Source organism: Streptococcus caecimuris (assembly GCF_943193075.1).
Classification (GTDB): Bacteria; Bacillota; Bacilli; order Lactobacillales; family Streptococcaceae; genus Streptococcus; species Streptococcus caecimuris.
Genome location: NZ_CALPCT010000001.1, coordinates 1 through 15,572, shown reverse-complemented (window position 1 = coordinate 15,572; position 15,572 = coordinate 1). Strand labels below are relative to the sequence as shown.

Here is a 15,572-nt window from a genome sequence, read left to right as displayed (position 1 = left end):
AAAATAGAAGAGGTAGTAAAATGAAAAATAAACGGTTAATGGGAATTATTGGTTTGATTGCAGCAGCAGTCATTGGGACAGCGATCTATTCAGCTACAGCTGGTAAGGACAACAAGGCAGCAACTAGCAATGAAAAGGCAAAAGTTGGGGTCTTGCAGTTGGTCAGCCACCCTTCGCTTGATTTGATCTACAAGGGGATTCAAGATGGTCTAGCTGAAGAAGGCTATGACAAGGACAAAGTGGACATTGATTTCCTCAATGCAGAAGGGGACCAAAACAAGGTTGCAACTATGAGTAAGCAATTGGCAGAAAAAGATAATCAAGTCTTGATTGGGATTGCAACCCCATCTGCTCAAGGTTTGGCTAGTGCAACCAAAGACAAACCAATTGTCATGGGTGCTGTAACCGATCCAGTCGGTGCAAACTTGGTCAAAGATTTGAAAAAACCAGGTGGCAATATCACTGGGGTATCTGACCACAATCCTACTGAGCAACAGTTGAAATTGATCAAAGAGTTGACTCCAAACGTAAAAACAATCGGGGTTCTTTACTCAACCAGTGAAGACAATTCTAAATCTCAAGTAGAAGAATTTACAAAATTGGCTGAAAAAGCAGGCTACAAGGTGGTTCCGTATTCAGTTCCTTCTACAAACGAAATTGCTTCAACAGTATCGGTTATGTCAGGTAAAGTGGATGCTATCTGGGTTCCAATCGACAATACCATCGCATCAGCATTCTCAACTGTTGTTGAAGCCAATAAAGATGCTAAAAAACCAATCTTCCCAAGTGCGACAGCCATGGTAGAAGCTGGTGGCCTTGGTTCAGTCGTTGTCGACCAACATGATCTTGGGGTAGCAACTGGTAAAATGGCTGCGAAGATCTTGAAAGGTCAAAAACCTGCAGACACACCTGTTGAAATCTTTAGCCAAGGAAAATCTGTCATCAATAAAAAAGTCGCAGATGAATTGGGCATTACTATTCCAGAATCTGTCTTGAAAGATGCTGGACAAGTCATTAAATAAAAACGAAACGAATCACAAGAGTAGCAGGAGAATTTGGCTTTGATAGGTCTTTTAATCGGGACCTTTGAGGAGAAAGAAATGAAAGTCAAGCTAACGGACCTTCATCCGACCCAACTATACTTATCAGAAAAGAAGTTACAAGCTATCCAGATGCTTGATCAGTCGGCAGAAATCATCAAAGTGGATCCAATTAGTATTTTGGTATTTGGAGATGGCTTCTTGATTACAGACGGCCATCACAGGGCTTATCAGGCTTTATTGGCAGGTCAGGATACGATTTCTGCTGAGCTTGATAGAGATGGTGGCGATGAGTTGTATGCTCTCTATGCGCAAGCTTGCGAGGAAAGAAAGATAACCTCTGTTTTGGATTTAAAACATCGTATCTTGCCTCAAGATGAGTATGAAGCAAAATGGTATAACTGGTGTGATGGTTTTAACCAAGCAGCCACTCTTCTATTGGAAAGGCAAGCAGATGCAACTGACAATGCAAATAGATAATGCACTGCCACTTGTTCCTTTTTCTATTGAATTAGTCTCATCTAACTTGTTTTTTAACTAAAAATCTGATAAACTATGTAGTAATTGAATAGAAATCTGCAAGACTAGTATCTCAAGGGAAGTGCGACAGGGAGAAGAGCCGTGACTGAAAGCTCTTTGCATGAAAGCTGAGTGAATTCACTTGCGTAAAGGATTTAGAAATTAAGGTCTGGTTTACGGATAAAAAACGGATGGTACCGCGTGTCAACGCTCCGAATGAGGGTGTTGGCGCGTGGTTTTTTCTATGTCTGTAGAGGGACCATGATGGAGGAAATATGTCAACGATTGAAGAACAATTAAAAGCGCTTCGTGAAGAAACGCTGGCAGCTTTGAAGCAGATTTCTGCTGAAAATAAAAAAGAGATGCAAGAACTACGGGTCTCTGTTCTTGGAAAAAAAGGATCTCTGACGGAAATTCTTAAAGGGATGAAGGATGTCTCTGCTGAGATGCGTCCGGTTATCGGGAAACACGTCAATGAAGCGCGTGATGTCTTGACGGCTGCCTTTGAAGAAACGGCCAAACTTTTGGAAGAAAAGAAAGTCCAAGCCAAATTGGCTAGTGAAAGTATCGATGTGACCCTTCCAGGTCGTCCAGTTGCTAGTGGTTACCGTCATATTTTGACCCAAACCAGTGAAGAAATCGAAGATATCTTTATCGGGATGGGCTATCAAGTCGTAGACGGCTTTGAAGTGGAGCAAGACTATTATAACTTTGAACGGATGAATCTGCCTAAAGATCACCCAGCGCGGGATATGCAGGATACCTTCTATATCACAGAAGAAATCTTGCTTCGGACCCATACCTCACCTGTACAGGCGCGGGCTATGGATGCGCATGACTTTAGCAAAGGACCATTGAAGATGATCTCTCCAGGGCGGGTTTTCCGTCGGGATACGGATGATGCGACCCACAGCCACCAATTCCATCAAATCGAAGGTTTGGTTGTTGGGAAAAGCATTTCTATGGCCGATCTTCAAGGAACGCTTCAATTGATCGTGCAAAAGATGTTTGGTGCAGAACGCCAAATCCGTTTGCGTCCTTCTTACTTCCCATTCACTGAGCCATCGGTTGAGGTGGACGTTTCTTGCTTCAAATGTGGTGGTGCTGGATGTAACGTATGTAAGAAAACTGGTTGGATTGAAATCATGGGAGCCGGTATGGTTCACCCACGCGTCCTTGAGATGAGTGGGATTGATCCAACAATCTATTCAGGATTTGCCTTTGGACTTGGTCAAGAGCGTGTGGCCATGCTTCGTTACGGAATCAATGATATCCGTGGCTTCTATCAAGGGGATATCCGTTTTTCAGAACAATTTAAATAATTATGTTAGTAAAAGTTAAGGCGAAAGATTTTCATATTTTAAGGGAATTAGAGGTGGAAACCTATGGGGATACCTTTGGTCCCTATATTGTTGAGGAAGATTTGGAAGATTACTTCTCTACTGTGCTCTCTTTGGAGCAAATCGAGAAGGATCTGCTAGATCCAGAATCTGAAACCTATTTTGTCCTCAATGAAGATCAAGAAATCTGTGGTTTTCTCAAGATCAACTGGGGTCAGGCGCAGACCGAGCCAGTAGAGATGGATAAGTCCTTTGAGATCCAACGGATCTATGTCAAGAAGGAATGTCAAGGGGCTGGTTTCGGCAAGGAAATGTTTACCTTTGCGCTGGATCAAGCCAAGAGTCGTGGCTTTGAGTGGGCTTGGCTAGGTGTATGGGAACGCAACTTTAAGGCGCAAGATTTTTACTACCGCTTTGGATTTGAACGATTTAGTGAACACCAGTATATCACCGGAGATACCGTGGATACAGACTGGTTGTTGCGCAAGCATTTGAAGGATAATCCGTAAGCTTAATTGTGGGTCCAAATTGAGAGAAAGGAATTGAGAAGATCTCACCAAGTGGGATCTTACGATCAGAATAATGTTAGTATCATATAAATGGTTAAAACAATTGGTGGACGTGGATGTGCCATCAGAAGAGTTGGCTGAAAAAATGTCAACTACAGGGATCGAAGTAGAAGGTGTGGAATCGCCTGCTACTGGTCTCTCAAAAATTGTCGTCGGAGAAGTCTTGTCTTGTGAAGATGTGCCAGAGACACACCTTCATGTCTGCCAAGTTAATGTGGGGGAAGAAGAAGCGCGTCAAATCGTCTGTGGAGCACCAAATGTGCGAGCAGGCATCAAGGTGATGGTGGCTCTTCCAGGTGCTCGCATCGCAGATAACTACAAGATTAAAAAAGGGAAAATCCGTGGTTTGGAATCCCTTGGGATGATCTGTTCACTTGGTGAGTTAGGCATTTCTGACTCAGTTGTACCGAAAGAATTTGCGGATGGCATCCAAATCTTGCCAGAGGATGCTGTTCCAGGAGAAGAAGTCTTCTCTTACCTAGACTTGGATGATGAAATCATCGAGCTTTCTATCACTCCAAACCGTGCAGATGCTCTTTCGATGCGTGGGGTAGCACATGAAGTAGCAGCCATCTATGACAAGGCAGTCAACTTCAAAGAATTTACTTTAACAGAAACAGACCAAGTTGCAGCGGATGCTCTTTCTGTCAGCATCGACACAGATAAGGCTCCTTATTATGCAGCTCGTATCTTGGACAATGTAACCATCGCACCAAGTCCACAATGGTTGCAAAACCTCCTCATGAATGAAGGCATCCGTCCCATAAATAATGTGGTTGACGTGACCAACTATATCTTGCTTTACTTTGGTCAGCCCATGCATGCCTTTGACTTGGATACCTTTGAAGGAAATGACATCCGTGTACGTGAAGCGCGTGCAGGTGAGAAATTAGTGACCTTGGATGGGGAAGAGCGTGAGTTGGAAACAAGTGACCTCGTGATTACGGTTGCTGACAAACCTGTTGCCCTTGCAGGTGTCATGGGGGGAGAGGCTACAGAAATCTCTGAAAAGTCTACTCGTGTAGTTCTTGAAGCGGCTGTTTTCAATGGCAAATCGATCCGTAAGACTAGTGGTCGCCTCAACCTACGCTCTGAATCATCTTCTCGCTTTGAAAAAGGCATCAATGTGGCAACTGTTAATGAAGCCCTTGATGCCGCAGCAAGTATGATTGCTGAATTGGCTGGTGCAACCGTACGTAAGGGCATCGTTTCAGCAGGCCAGTTAGACACTTCTGATGTAGAAGTTTCTTCTACTCTTGCAGACGTTAACCGTGTCCTTGGAACAGAACTTTCCTACGCGGATGTCGAAGATGTCTTCCGTCGTCTTGGTTTTGGCCTTTCTGGAAATGCAGAAAGCTTCACAGTCAGCGTTCCTCGTCGCCGTTGGGACATCACTATCGAAGCGGACCTCTTTGAAGAAATTGCTCGAATTTATGGTTATGACAAATTACCAGCAACCCTTCCAAAAGATGATGGGACAGCAGGTGAGTTGACAGCGACTCAAAAATTGCGTCGTCAAGTTCGGACTATCGCTGAAGGGGCTGGTTTGACAGAAATCATCACTTATGCACTGACAACTCCTGAAAAAGCAGTGGAGTTCACAACTGCACCAAGCAACTTAACAGAGCTCATGTGGCCAATGACTGTGGACCGTTCGGTTCTCCGTCAAAATATGGTTTCAGGAATCTTGGATACAGTAGCCTACAACGTGGCTCGTAAGAATAAAAACTTGGCTCTTTATGAGATTGGAAAAGTCTTCGAGCAAACGGGTAATCCAAAAGAAGACTTGCCAAATGAAATCAACAGCTTTGCTTTTGCTTTGACAGGTTTAGTTGCTGAAAAAGACTTCCAAACTGCAGCTGTTCCAGTTGACTTCTTCTATGCAAAAGGAATCCTTGAAGCCCTCTTTGCTCGCTTGGGTCTTGATGTGACTTATACAGCAACACAAGAAATCAAGAGTCTCCACCCAGGTCGGACAGCCTTGATCTCACTGGGTGACCAAGTGATTGGGGTCTTGGGACAAGTCCACCCTGTAACAGCTAAGGCTTATGACATTCCAGAAACCTATGTGGCAGAATTGAACTTATCTGCTATTGAAGCAGCTCTTCAACCAGCCGCAGCCTTTGTGGAAATCACTAAATTCCCAGCTGTGAGCCGTGATATCGCCCTTCTCCTCAAAGCAGAAGTGACTCACCAAGAGGTGGTCGATGCCATCCAAGCAGCTGGCGTGAAACGTTTGACAGATATCAAACTCTTTGACGTCTTCTCAGGCGAAAAACTAGGACTTGGTATGAAGTCAATGGCTTATAGCTTGACCTTCCAAAATCCAGAAGATAGCTTGACAGATGAAGAAGTTGCACGCTACATGGAAAAAATCCAAGCTTCTCTCGAAGAAAAAGTAGACGCAGAAGTACGTTAAGATGTAGTTCAAGACAGTTGAGACATGTTCTCAGCTGTTTTTGTTTTGTATTTTAAAAATTACAATCTTCTTACAAGTTTGTGAAAAGATTTACAAATGTTATAGGATGGTTTATAATAGAAGAATAAACATTTAGTAGATTTACTGAAAAAAGGAAGGAGAATGGGGATGCTAAATATGAGAAAACCTATCCTATCACTTGTTGGTTTGTTAGCAGTGGCTAGCCTAATCGGATGTCAGGAGGCAAGTCGAAAGAAAGAAGATTCAAAGGAACTAAGTCAAGAACAAATCATTGACAAGGGGCTGGAAGCTTTTGAACACTTGAAAAATGGCAAAATCCATATGGAAGATGAAGTAGTAAAGGTTGTAAATGAGCCGGAAGAGGGAGAGGAGAAAAATGCCACTGTTAAGACAAGCTTTGATGGTTCATTTGAATTGAGGCCGGATTATGTCCGTGGAATTTATACTTCAGCAGAGGGTACACAAGAAATATATTGGCAATCTTCGGTTCCCTTTTATAAAAAAGCAGGTGATTCAATATGGAGGACTGGATATAGTATTCGTGAATATGATGCAGGTATAGGAATCTTCCAAGATGCAATTCGATACTATCAAAAGAATAAAAAGAAAATGACGGTTACGGAAAAAAAGGATGCTTATGTACTTTATTATCAAACAGATGATGTAAAAAATATGATTAGTATCAGTAGACCAATTTTCCTAGGAGGAACTACAGCTTTTTATGGGTTTGCCGACACAAAGGTAAAAGGATATTTCAAGGTTGCTCTTTCAGTTTCTAAGGATAGTTTTAAACCCTTATCAATCACATATACCTCTCATGGCGAAACTGCAAAGAAAACCATGGATTTAACGAGTAAGATCACCTATTCTAACCAAAACACTGGTGTGAGGGTAGAAGAACCTGAAGATTTTGAACAAAATACTGAACATTTCGATTTAAACAATGAAAAAGGATCATAATCATGCAAAATAAAAGAAAAAAATTTCTGATGATATGTGCGATAGCTCTTTGCTTGCCCCTTGTTGCCTGTCAACAGAAAACAACTTCAAGTCTAAAGGAAGAGCAAGCAAGAGCTGTAGCAAGTAAGCATCCACAACAGGGGCCGTCAAAAACAAATGAGGGAGAAGCAAGCTCTGTAGTAGACCAATATATCCAGAGTTTGCGAGAAGCAAAGAGTACAGAATATTCTAGTGGATTCTATAGAAAGTATATTGCGGGTTCTATTTCTAAGCCAGCAGACCAATCCCGCAATGAAATTGTGTATCGTGAAGGTAAAATTCAATTTGATACTCTGACATTGCGTGAAATATACGCTACAGGAAAGAATGACGAGGAGGATCCTGAAAAAGTCAAAGAAAATGAACTTAGAATTGGAAAACCATTTGTAGTTCCAAGTGAATATGTCGTTTATTCACCTGGGAGAGGGACGGTATACTTGGGAGAGTATTCACAGGATCTTTTTCAAAAGGGACCTTGGAAATGGAAATGGAAAAAAGCAACTGATTACAAAGAACCTGAGATTGGTAGAAGTGATGTTTATCTGAAACTCTACGAGGCTTATAAGGATAAATTTAGTATGACTGAAGATAATGGTTATCTATATCTAAAATATAAAGGTGATGCTAAAAAGAATATTCCTTTATTCAATGAGTTAATCCAGACGATGATTGAAAGTAAGTTGTACTCAAATGAAAATAATGATATTCAATCAATCAAACTAGAAATCGAGCTTGTCGCTAAGAAGGAAAAGTCAGAAACTAAAGTTGAAGTGACTCCAAGCGAAGCAAGAATTGTTATTTATACGAAAATAAAGGATTCTAAAAAAGACCAAAGTATTACTAATGAGGACCATTTTGAGTTTGGATACCGTGATTTTAATAAGGTACAGGAAATAAAGCCACCTCATCAATTGGATATGAATGCGATTCAAGAGTAATGAGTAAATAAAAACCATTGGTTCAATTGACCAATGGTTTTTTGCTTTTCTGATTTCTGGTACACACCCATTCTTTACTAATGCCGATGCGATTGATGCATCTCGTCTTTGATGGGACAGGAACACTCGCAGTCTCCGCAGGATCCTTTTCCCTTGAGATAATGGCGAAATCCTAGAAAGGCGAGCCCAAATAAAATGATGGCAATGATAATGGTTGACATGAAAACCTCCTAGATATGAGTGGTGGATAAGTTTTTTAAGCTGATGAGTTGATCATTACTTTGCTGTGGCTTGTGGAAGATGCAGGGAACAAGGATGATGAAAATGATCTGAGCTAGCCCAGTCCTACTAGTTTAGACTTCATCGAGATTAAACACGTGTAAGATTATCTTGTAGTAACCAAAGTTATATTTCTTACTATTGAAATCTTTTCAGATTCATAGCAGGGAGAAAAGGATCGTCAAAAGGTGCGCAAATGCGGGCCTTTTATTTCTTACCTCAAAATATCTATGTCAACCATCCTGCTATTTTTGACAAATATTTTTATTTTTTTGACAAAAATACTTGTCAAAAAGAAAAAGAAGTGTTACAATGTTTTTAGTTGAAAGAAGGAGAGGTTTTCTTATGGGAGCCATATGGATTCTATTTATCCCTTTTCTGGTTATCATTTATGCAAGCTCAGAAAAGAAGATAAAAAGGTTGAACAAACGCATTAGACGATTAGAAAAACAAGTGAAAGGAAATCAAGACATGTCTAGACTTCTAGAAGAATTGAAAGGCCAAACGGTCACTGTTACTGTAGATGGTTTTGGAGCCGAGTATGAAATTTTGGATATTGATGAAGATTGGGTCAAACTGACTCGTGTGAATAATAAACAACAAAGAGAAACCAAATTAGTTCGCATCGAAGATATTCAAGATGTTCAGCTATAGGAGGCGAAAGCCATGATCTTAAAAAATCGATTGAAAGAGCTGAGGGCGCGTGATGGGCTCAACCAATCAGAACTAGCCAAGCTAGCAGGGGTCTCGCGCCAGTCTATCAGTCTCTTGGAGCGGGGTGAATACACCCCTTCGGTTATCATTGCCATCACCATCGCCCAGATTTTCAAGGAACCTGTGGAAAATGTCTTTAGTCTAGTGGAGGAAGAGGAATAACAATGAAAAAGCAACAACAAGAACGAACCCCTCGTTACCGTTTTTGGAGAAATGTAGGTATCATTACAGTTTCCGGCTTGATCGGAGGAGTTATCGGATTTTTGACAGAAATGTTTGGATACGAAAAGCCCCTAGAAATCCAATCCTTCTTTAGTAAAGAAGTACTCCTTTTGGGCTCAGCAGTTTTATTCTTAGTCGCATTTATACTCACGATAACCTTACTGATGTGCGCGAGAAAAGTCCATCAAAAGATGCTCCAAATAGAAGACGATGATGAAGCCTATCACTATGACATTCAAAAGAAAAAACTATATGGCTTAGCGACCATTTTTAAAGGCATCATGATCTTGCCCTACTTTTTATTCGTCATTTTTTATAGTCAATTGGTCGACTTAGATAGACCTGGCGCTGGGGACATGGCTTTTATCTTTGGAGACTTTACCATGCTCTATCTCTTTCTTGTCTTGATTGCCCTATTTTTCCTATCGGATATCTTCTTTCGCAAGACCTTCCATCTGATTTATGGAAAACCGATTCCCCGCAATGCCAATGCCAAGGAAGTGCGTGAATTTATGATGAGTATGATGGATGAAGCAGAAAAGCAGATTAGCTACGAGGAAAACTATGAAATTATCATTAAGTTAAGCAATTATATCTTACCGATTTCCTTAATTGCGATATTCTTAGTTGGCATTGCTTTCCATACAGATATCTTGTTAGCATTAGTAGTGGTATCACTGATTTATCTCTATATCTTGGTCTCACAATACAAGATTACCAAACGTTATTATAAAGAGTAAAGGAGTCATCCATGTTAGAAATTAGACATTTAGAAAAAAGCTTTGGAAATAAGCAGGTCCTCTTTGGAGTGGATCTGACAGCTCAACAAGGGCATATCCTTGGTTTGGTTGGGAAAAATGGGGCCGGAAAAACCACCATTTTCCACAGCATCCTGCGCTTTTTGGACTACAGCGGTGAGATCCGCCTAGATGGCAAAGCGATTACGCAAGAAACCTACAAAGAAATTGGCTATTTGCCGGAAGAGCGCAGTCTCATGCCAAAACTCACGATTTTTGAGCAGGTCCGCTATTTGGCTGCCTTAAAAGGAATGAGCACTGCTGAGGTCAAGGAAAAATTACCGACCTGGATGGAAAAACTCCAAGTAAAAGGAAAATTGACCGATAAAATCAAGAGTCTCTCAAAAGGGAACCAACAGAAGGTTCAATTGATCATCACCTTGATCCATGAGCCTAAATTGATCATTTTAGATGAACCCTTTAGCGGCTTGGATCCGGTCAATACAGAAGTGCTCAAGCAGGTCATCTTTGAAGAAAAAGAGCGTGGGGCAACCATTATCTTTTCTGACCACGTCATGACCAATGTCGAAGAGTTGTGTGATGATATCCTAATGATCCGTGATGGTTCGGTTGTCCTTTCGGGGCCAGTCCAAGAGGTCCGTAATAGCTATGGCAAGACTCGTCTCTTTGTTTCTAACGACTTTAGCAAAGAAGAGCTAGAAGCTCTGCCACACGTGACCAAGGTCAGCATGACCAAGCAAGGGACTTGGAAGCTGATCTTGGATGATGCATCAGCTGGTCCAGAATTATTTGACCGCTTGACCAAGGGCCACTACCTAGCAACCTTTGACCACCAAGCCCCAACTATTGATGAGATCTTTAAACTTGAATCAGGAGTAGAAGTATGAAACAGATGTTTGTCGTAATGAAAGAAACCTATATCAGACAAGTGAAATCATGGAGTTTCCTCTTCATGGTCTTCGGTCCCTTCCTCTTTTTAGGATTGAGCATTGGAATCGGTTATCTGACAGGTTCTTCTACAGATGCCAAAAACCAGGTGGCCTTGGTGACAGAAGTTCCAGCTGTCAAAGAAAGTCTCAAAGGAACTGATGGCTTGACCTTGGACTACAAGGATGAAGCTGCAGCTAAAAAAGCCATCAAGGATGAGAAAGCAGCTGCTTACCTAACGGTCGATGAAAAAGATGGCCAGCTAGAAGCCACTTATGTGGGCGACCAAGCCATGAAAACAGATTTGAAAACCCTTGTCGCTGCGAAATTAAGCCAAGTCCAACAGGGGATCAATATGGCCCGTGCTAATCTAAGCAAAGAGCAACTGACAGCCTTGTCTCAACAGGTTTCTCTGAAAGAAAAAATTGACGAGAAAAAAGAAGGCTTGAAAATGGTGCAAACCATGGTTGCAGGTGGTTTGGGAATGTTGCTTTATATGATTTTGATCTTCTACTCTAGTATCACAGCCCAAGAAGTGGCCAGTGAAAAGGGAACCAAGATCATGGAAGTGGTTTTCTCTAGTATCAAAGCAACCGACTATTTCTTCGCACGCATGCTCGGACTCTTCGGAGTGATCTTTACCCATATTTTTGTCTATGTGATTGGTTTAGTAGCGGTTTGGATCTTTAGAGCAGATATCCCTGTTGTCAAGGATTTTCTCGCTCCAAACTCTCCAATTACCCAACACCTAGCAGAAGCAATCTCGCTCAATACCGTCTTCTTCATTATCCTTGGGATCTTTATGTATGTGGTGCTCTCTGCCTTCTTAGGTTCCACAGTTGCACGACCAGAAGATTCAGGAAAAGCGATTTCGCCACTGATGATGTTAGTTATCTTTAGCTTCCTTGGGGTAACCACCTTGGGAAGTGCCGGTGACGTCTTCTTATTGAAGATCGGTTCCTACATTCCTTTCTTCTCAACCTTCTTTATGCCTTTCCGTACCATCAATGGCTATGCGACTGGTCTTGAATCTTGGGGTTCTTTAGGAATTGCGGTTCTCTTTACCATCGTGGGAACAGTTCTCATTGCCCGTATCTATGCGAGCCTGATCCTTCAGACCGATGACCTCGGACCATGGAAGACCATTAAACGTGCTCTTAGCTATCGCTAATTAGATAAGCTCTCAGTTACAACTGAGGGCTTTTTGATTTCAAATTGACTTTTGAAATCCTTTTCACTACAATAGAACTACAGAAAAGGAGGCGGACATGAACTATATTGAGTTTGCTGAAAATGAGCGTCTGTCCACGATTGTCCTTGGGATGATGCGGATCAGTCAGATGAGTGAAGATGAGGTGGAGGCCTTGGTAGAGGCAGCCTTGTCGATTGGCATTAACACCTTTGACCTAGCGGATATCTATGGTGATGGCCAGTGTGAGGTCCTGTTGGGTAAGGTTCTCAAGCGCCGTCCGGATCTTCGGAACCAGATGTGGATCCAGTCCAAGTGTGGCATTCGCAAAGACGGTTTTACCTATTTTGATTTTTCCAAGGACTATATTTTGGACTCCGTCGATGGCATCCTCGATCGTCTGCAGATCGAGCGCTTAGATAGTCTCCTCCTTCACCGACCGGATGCCCTCATGGAACCGGAAGAAGTGGCAGCAGCTTTTGATCAGTTGGAGCAAGCGGGCAAGGTTCGTCATTTTGGGGTGTCCAATCAAAATCCCATGATGATGGAATTGCTTAAGACGGCTGTCAAACAACCTCTCAAGGTCAACCAGCTGCAGTTGAGTGCCGCCTTTACACCGAGCTTTGAAGCTGGTTTTCATGTCAACATGGAAGGGGCAAAAGCAGCCGTGCGAGATGGCAGTGTCTTTGAGTATTGTCGTTTAACTGATACTGTGATTCAGGCCTGGTCTGTCCTCCAGCATGGCTATTTCAAGGGGAATTTTGTCGGCAAGGAAGAGTTTGCAGCTCTCAATCATGTCCTCAATGACTTGGCGAAAAAATACCAGGTCACACCGACAGCTATCGCCCTTGCTTGGGTCCTCCGCTATCCTGGTAAGATGCAGGCGGTCATCGGAACGACCAAGCCCCAGCATGTCCTTGAAGCAGGGAAAGCAGCAGCAGTGACCCTAACGCGCAAGGAGTGGTACCAAATCTACTTGGCGGCGGGAAATGATTTGCCTTAGAATAATGGTTATCAAACCAGATTCCACTCTTATCGGTGGTCTGGTTTTTGTTTTGTGGTTTTCAGATTTTTCTTGACAAGTCTTTCTTTTTTATGGTATTCTTTATGCAACAAGTGTTGCGCAACAGATGTTGCGTGAAAGGAGTCTTATGCCACCCAAGGTTAAATTTAGTAAAGAGGCTATGATTGGGACAGCTTTACAATTGGTGAGAGAAGAGGGAATGGCTAGTTTGACGGCTAGAGCATTAGCGGAGAAACTGGGAGCTACACCGAGAGTCATTTTTGGGCAATTTGCTAATATGGCTGAGTTACAAGCAGAGGTTATTGGTGCTGCGGAAATGGTCGTGGTGGAGTATATTCGCAAGGCCTTAGAAGATGAGAAGCCTTTTCGATCTGTCGGGGTTGCTTATATCCTTTTCGCCTCAAAAGAGCCCCAACTATTTCAATTGCTTTTCCAAAATCCTAGCAAAGAGCCGATTCGTCGCTTTCAAGATTTTCTTCCTATGAAGGATTATAGTTACCAATTGGTTCTGGATTCGATTGTCGCAGACTATCCGTTGACGTTAGAGGAGGCTAGTCGCTTGTACCAGCATCTATTTATCTACTCACACGGGATGGCCTCTATGGTTGCTTCTGGTATTTATCAGTTTAGCATGGAAGAAGTGATTGGATTACTGACAGAGGTTTTTCAATCTCTCATCAAAGAAATGGTAGGAAAGAAATGATTCAACTAGAAAATGTTCAAAAAAGCTATGGCCAAACCAAGGTTTTAAAAGGGATTGATTTGCAGATTCAAGACCAGGATGATGTGGTTATCCTAGGCCCTTCTGGATCAGGAAAGTCAACTCTCTTAAACGTATTATCCGGATTAGAAAAGGTAGATGAGGGGCATATCCTCATTCAAGGACAGGATTTATCGCAACTCACGGATGCGCAATTGACAGCCTTTAGACGTGAGAAGATAGCCTTTATTTTCCAGCAATATTATTTATTGCCTAATCTAACGGTTAGACAAAATGTAAAGATGGGAGCCGACCTGGCAAACAATCATGATTTTTTGAAGATCATCGAGGATTTGGGGCTTGGCGATAAGCTGGATAAGTACCCAAGTGAATTGTCTGGTGGGGAACAGCAGAGAGTGTCTATTGCTCGTGCCTTGGCCAAAAAGCCAGAGATTCTTTTCTTAGATGAGCCGACAGGGGCCTTGGATGAAGAAACAGGGCGCAAGATTCTCGACTATATCTGGAAGTTGAAGGAAAAGCTAGGCTTTACCCTAATCATGGTGACGCACAACCAAAATATTGCAGATATGGCAAGGACCATCATTCGCGTCAATAGTGGCAAGATTACCGAAGTGGTGACCAACGATCAGCCTCAGACTGCCTATGAGATTGGATGGTAAGCCATGTTTTCAGTAAAAGATATTCGAAAATTAGTTGTCGTCAGTATCATTGGGGCTTGTGCCGTCTTTGTGGCCAATCTCTTCTTGAATTTTTACCTGGATATCGAGCAGTTGGAGATTTCTAAAACCAATCCGATGATTCAGACTTATTATGATGCCCAGGTTTCGCTATCTTGGATGGTGGCCATGGTCAGTGGGGTTGTCTTGTCCTTGACATCGATCCTTCTCATGTGTTTTTATATTAAACAATTTGTCGATGACCACAAGGAACAATTAGGAATTTTAAAAGCTTTGGGCTACAGCAATGGCCAGTTGGCCAAACGATTTTGGGCCTTTGGGCTGAGTTTTGGAGTTGGAGCGCTTCTTGGCTATTTTGCTTCATTTCTCATGATGGGACATTTTTATGACTTCCGTAATGAGAAGGGAATCCTGCCAGAAATTACCATTCACTTTCACTGGCAGCTCTTGCTTGCTTTGGTGATGCTACCAACGACCTTCTTTATGCTTCTCGCGATTGGATATGCTAGAAGACAACTACAAACCCCGGCGCTTCGTTTATTGAAAAAGTCCTCAAGTCCGATCAAGGTCAAAAGGAGAAAGAGGGCTCCCAAGAAAGACAAATCTTTCCTAAAAGAGCTGTCCTCGTCACTGATATGGGGGAGAAAATCGATCTTGTTTTTTGTGGTCTTTGGCTCTATGTGTTTTGCGGCCATGGTCCAATTGTCCTTTGGCTTAAGAGATTACACAGATGACATCATCCAAACCATGATGATCATGATTGGCTTGATCCTTTCTTTCTCGATTCTCTTTTTGTCATTGGGGATTGTCGTCTCAGAAAGTCGCGAAACCTTGGCTCTTATGAAGGCTTTTGGCTACACCGATCGTGAATGCCAAAGTCATATTCTCGCTCCCTATCGTTTCTGGGCTTATCTAGGATTTGTTCTTGGGACGGTTTACCAATACGGTATCATGGAAATTTTGATCGGTGTGATCAAAGATACGGTTCCTGAAAAGATTGAGCATCACTTTGATGGGAATGTGTGCTTTTTGACCTTGCTTGGTTTTGCGGTGGTTTATGAAAGCCTCTTTTATCTATCCAACAGAAAACTCCAAAAGCAAACCATCAAAGAAGTGCTCTTAGCAGAATAAATAGAAATGAGAGTGGGACAGAAATCGGTAATTCGTTAGAATTCGATTTCGTCGTCCCACCTCCGCACAGTTGAGTAGGGCTGTA

Annotated in this window: 17 protein-coding genes; 16 read left to right on the top strand and 1 reads right to left on the bottom strand. The window is 42.3% G+C overall.

Annotated elements, in window-relative coordinates; translation table 11 throughout:
- The first annotated feature begins 20 nt into the window (after positions 1 to 20).
- The 7 genes from trpX (at position 21) to NFR56_RS00055 (ending at position 7,845) form a co-directional block, all read left to right on the top strand.
- Positions 21 to 1,022 carry a tryptophan ABC transporter substrate-binding protein gene (gene trpX, locus NFR56_RS00085; RefSeq protein ID WP_031574527.1) on the top strand — a complete coding sequence of 334 codons (1,002 nt, stop codon included), beginning with the start codon at positions 21 to 23 and terminating at the stop codon, positions 1,020 to 1,022.
- Between the two features lie 78 nt (positions 1,023 to 1,100).
- Positions 1,101 to 1,520 carry a chromosome partitioning protein ParB gene (locus NFR56_RS00080; RefSeq protein ID WP_251456970.1) on the top strand — a complete coding sequence of 140 codons (420 nt, stop codon included), beginning with the start codon at positions 1,101 to 1,103 and terminating at the stop codon, positions 1,518 to 1,520.
- Between the two features lie 314 nt (positions 1,521 to 1,834).
- The gene (gene pheS, locus NFR56_RS00075; protein WP_155167551.1) at positions 1,835 to 2,881 is read left to right on the top strand and encodes a phenylalanine--tRNA ligase subunit alpha; all 1,047 of its coding nucleotides are present in this window, start codon (positions 1,835 to 1,837) and stop codon (positions 2,879 to 2,881) included.
- A gap of 2 nt (positions 2,882 to 2,883) precedes the next feature.
- Positions 2,884 to 3,408, top strand: a complete 525-nt coding sequence (locus tag NFR56_RS00070) for a GNAT family N-acetyltransferase (protein ID WP_155167553.1) — start codon at positions 2,884 to 2,886, stop codon at positions 3,406 to 3,408.
- Positions 3,409 to 3,481: 73 nt separating this feature from the next.
- A complete protein-coding gene (gene pheT, locus NFR56_RS00065) occupies positions 3,482 to 5,887 on the top strand; it encodes a phenylalanine--tRNA ligase subunit beta (RefSeq protein ID WP_251456967.1) in 2,406 nt (801 codons plus the stop codon).
- 168 nt (positions 5,888 to 6,055) lie between these two features.
- Positions 6,056 to 6,868, top strand: a complete 813-nt coding sequence (locus tag NFR56_RS00060; RefSeq protein ID WP_201088052.1) for a hypothetical protein — start codon at positions 6,056 to 6,058, stop codon at positions 6,866 to 6,868.
- A gap of 2 nt (positions 6,869 to 6,870) precedes the next feature.
- A complete protein-coding gene (locus tag NFR56_RS00055) occupies positions 6,871 to 7,845 on the top strand; it encodes a hypothetical protein (RefSeq protein ID WP_201088051.1) in 975 nt (324 codons plus the stop codon).
- A gap of 77 nt (positions 7,846 to 7,922) precedes the next feature.
- Here NFR56_RS00055 and NFR56_RS00050 read toward each other — a convergent pair whose 3' ends face one another.
- On the bottom strand, positions 7,923 to 8,066 hold the full coding sequence (locus NFR56_RS00050; protein ID WP_080980940.1) for a FeoB-associated Cys-rich membrane protein: 144 nt from the start codon (positions 8,064 to 8,066) through the stop codon (positions 7,923 to 7,925).
- Positions 8,067 to 8,469: 403 nt separating this feature from the next.
- On the opposite strand from NFR56_RS00050, the gene NFR56_RS00045 reads away from it, so the two are divergent.
- From NFR56_RS00045 to NFR56_RS00005, 9 genes are all read left to right on the top strand, one after another.
- On the top strand, positions 8,470 to 8,778 hold the full coding sequence (locus tag NFR56_RS00045; RefSeq protein ID WP_049491061.1) for a hypothetical protein: 309 nt from the start codon (positions 8,470 to 8,472) through the stop codon (positions 8,776 to 8,778).
- A 12-nt stretch (positions 8,779 to 8,790) separates the two neighbouring features.
- The gene (locus tag NFR56_RS00040; protein ID WP_023918610.1) at positions 8,791 to 9,000 is read left to right on the top strand and encodes a helix-turn-helix transcriptional regulator; all 210 of its coding nucleotides are present in this window, start codon (positions 8,791 to 8,793) and stop codon (positions 8,998 to 9,000) included.
- Positions 9,001 to 9,002: 2 nt separating this feature from the next.
- The gene (locus tag NFR56_RS00035; protein WP_049491060.1) at positions 9,003 to 9,800 is read left to right on the top strand and encodes a DUF3169 family protein; all 798 of its coding nucleotides are present in this window, start codon (positions 9,003 to 9,005) and stop codon (positions 9,798 to 9,800) included.
- An 11-nt stretch (positions 9,801 to 9,811) separates the two neighbouring features.
- Positions 9,812 to 10,705, top strand: coding sequence for an ABC transporter ATP-binding protein (locus NFR56_RS00030; RefSeq protein ID WP_003007952.1), 894 nt, complete (start codon positions 9,812 to 9,814; stop codon positions 10,703 to 10,705).
- Complete coding sequence (locus NFR56_RS00025; protein ID WP_201088050.1) at positions 10,702 to 11,916, top strand: ABC transporter permease; 1,215 nt, start codon at positions 10,702 to 10,704, stop codon at positions 11,914 to 11,916. The genes NFR56_RS00030 and NFR56_RS00025 overlap by 4 nt, the downstream gene beginning before the upstream one ends.
- Before the next feature lie 97 nt (positions 11,917 to 12,013).
- A complete protein-coding gene (locus tag NFR56_RS00020; RefSeq protein ID WP_049482730.1) occupies positions 12,014 to 12,937 on the top strand; it encodes an aldo/keto reductase in 924 nt (307 codons plus the stop codon).
- A gap of 148 nt (positions 12,938 to 13,085) precedes the next feature.
- Entirely contained in the window at positions 13,086 to 13,661 is a 576-nt protein-coding gene (locus NFR56_RS00015) for a TetR/AcrR family transcriptional regulator (RefSeq protein ID WP_049482728.1), read from the top strand.
- Positions 13,658 to 14,338, top strand: coding sequence for an ABC transporter ATP-binding protein (locus NFR56_RS00010; protein ID WP_129824086.1), 681 nt, complete (start codon positions 13,658 to 13,660; stop codon positions 14,336 to 14,338). Before NFR56_RS00015 ends, NFR56_RS00010 begins: the two co-directional genes overlap by 4 nt.
- A 3-nt stretch (positions 14,339 to 14,341) precedes the next feature.
- The gene (locus NFR56_RS00005) at positions 14,342 to 15,487 is read left to right on the top strand and encodes an FtsX-like permease family protein (protein ID WP_251456963.1); all 1,146 of its coding nucleotides are present in this window, start codon (positions 14,342 to 14,344) and stop codon (positions 15,485 to 15,487) included.
- Positions 15,488 to 15,572: the final 85 nt, after the last annotated feature.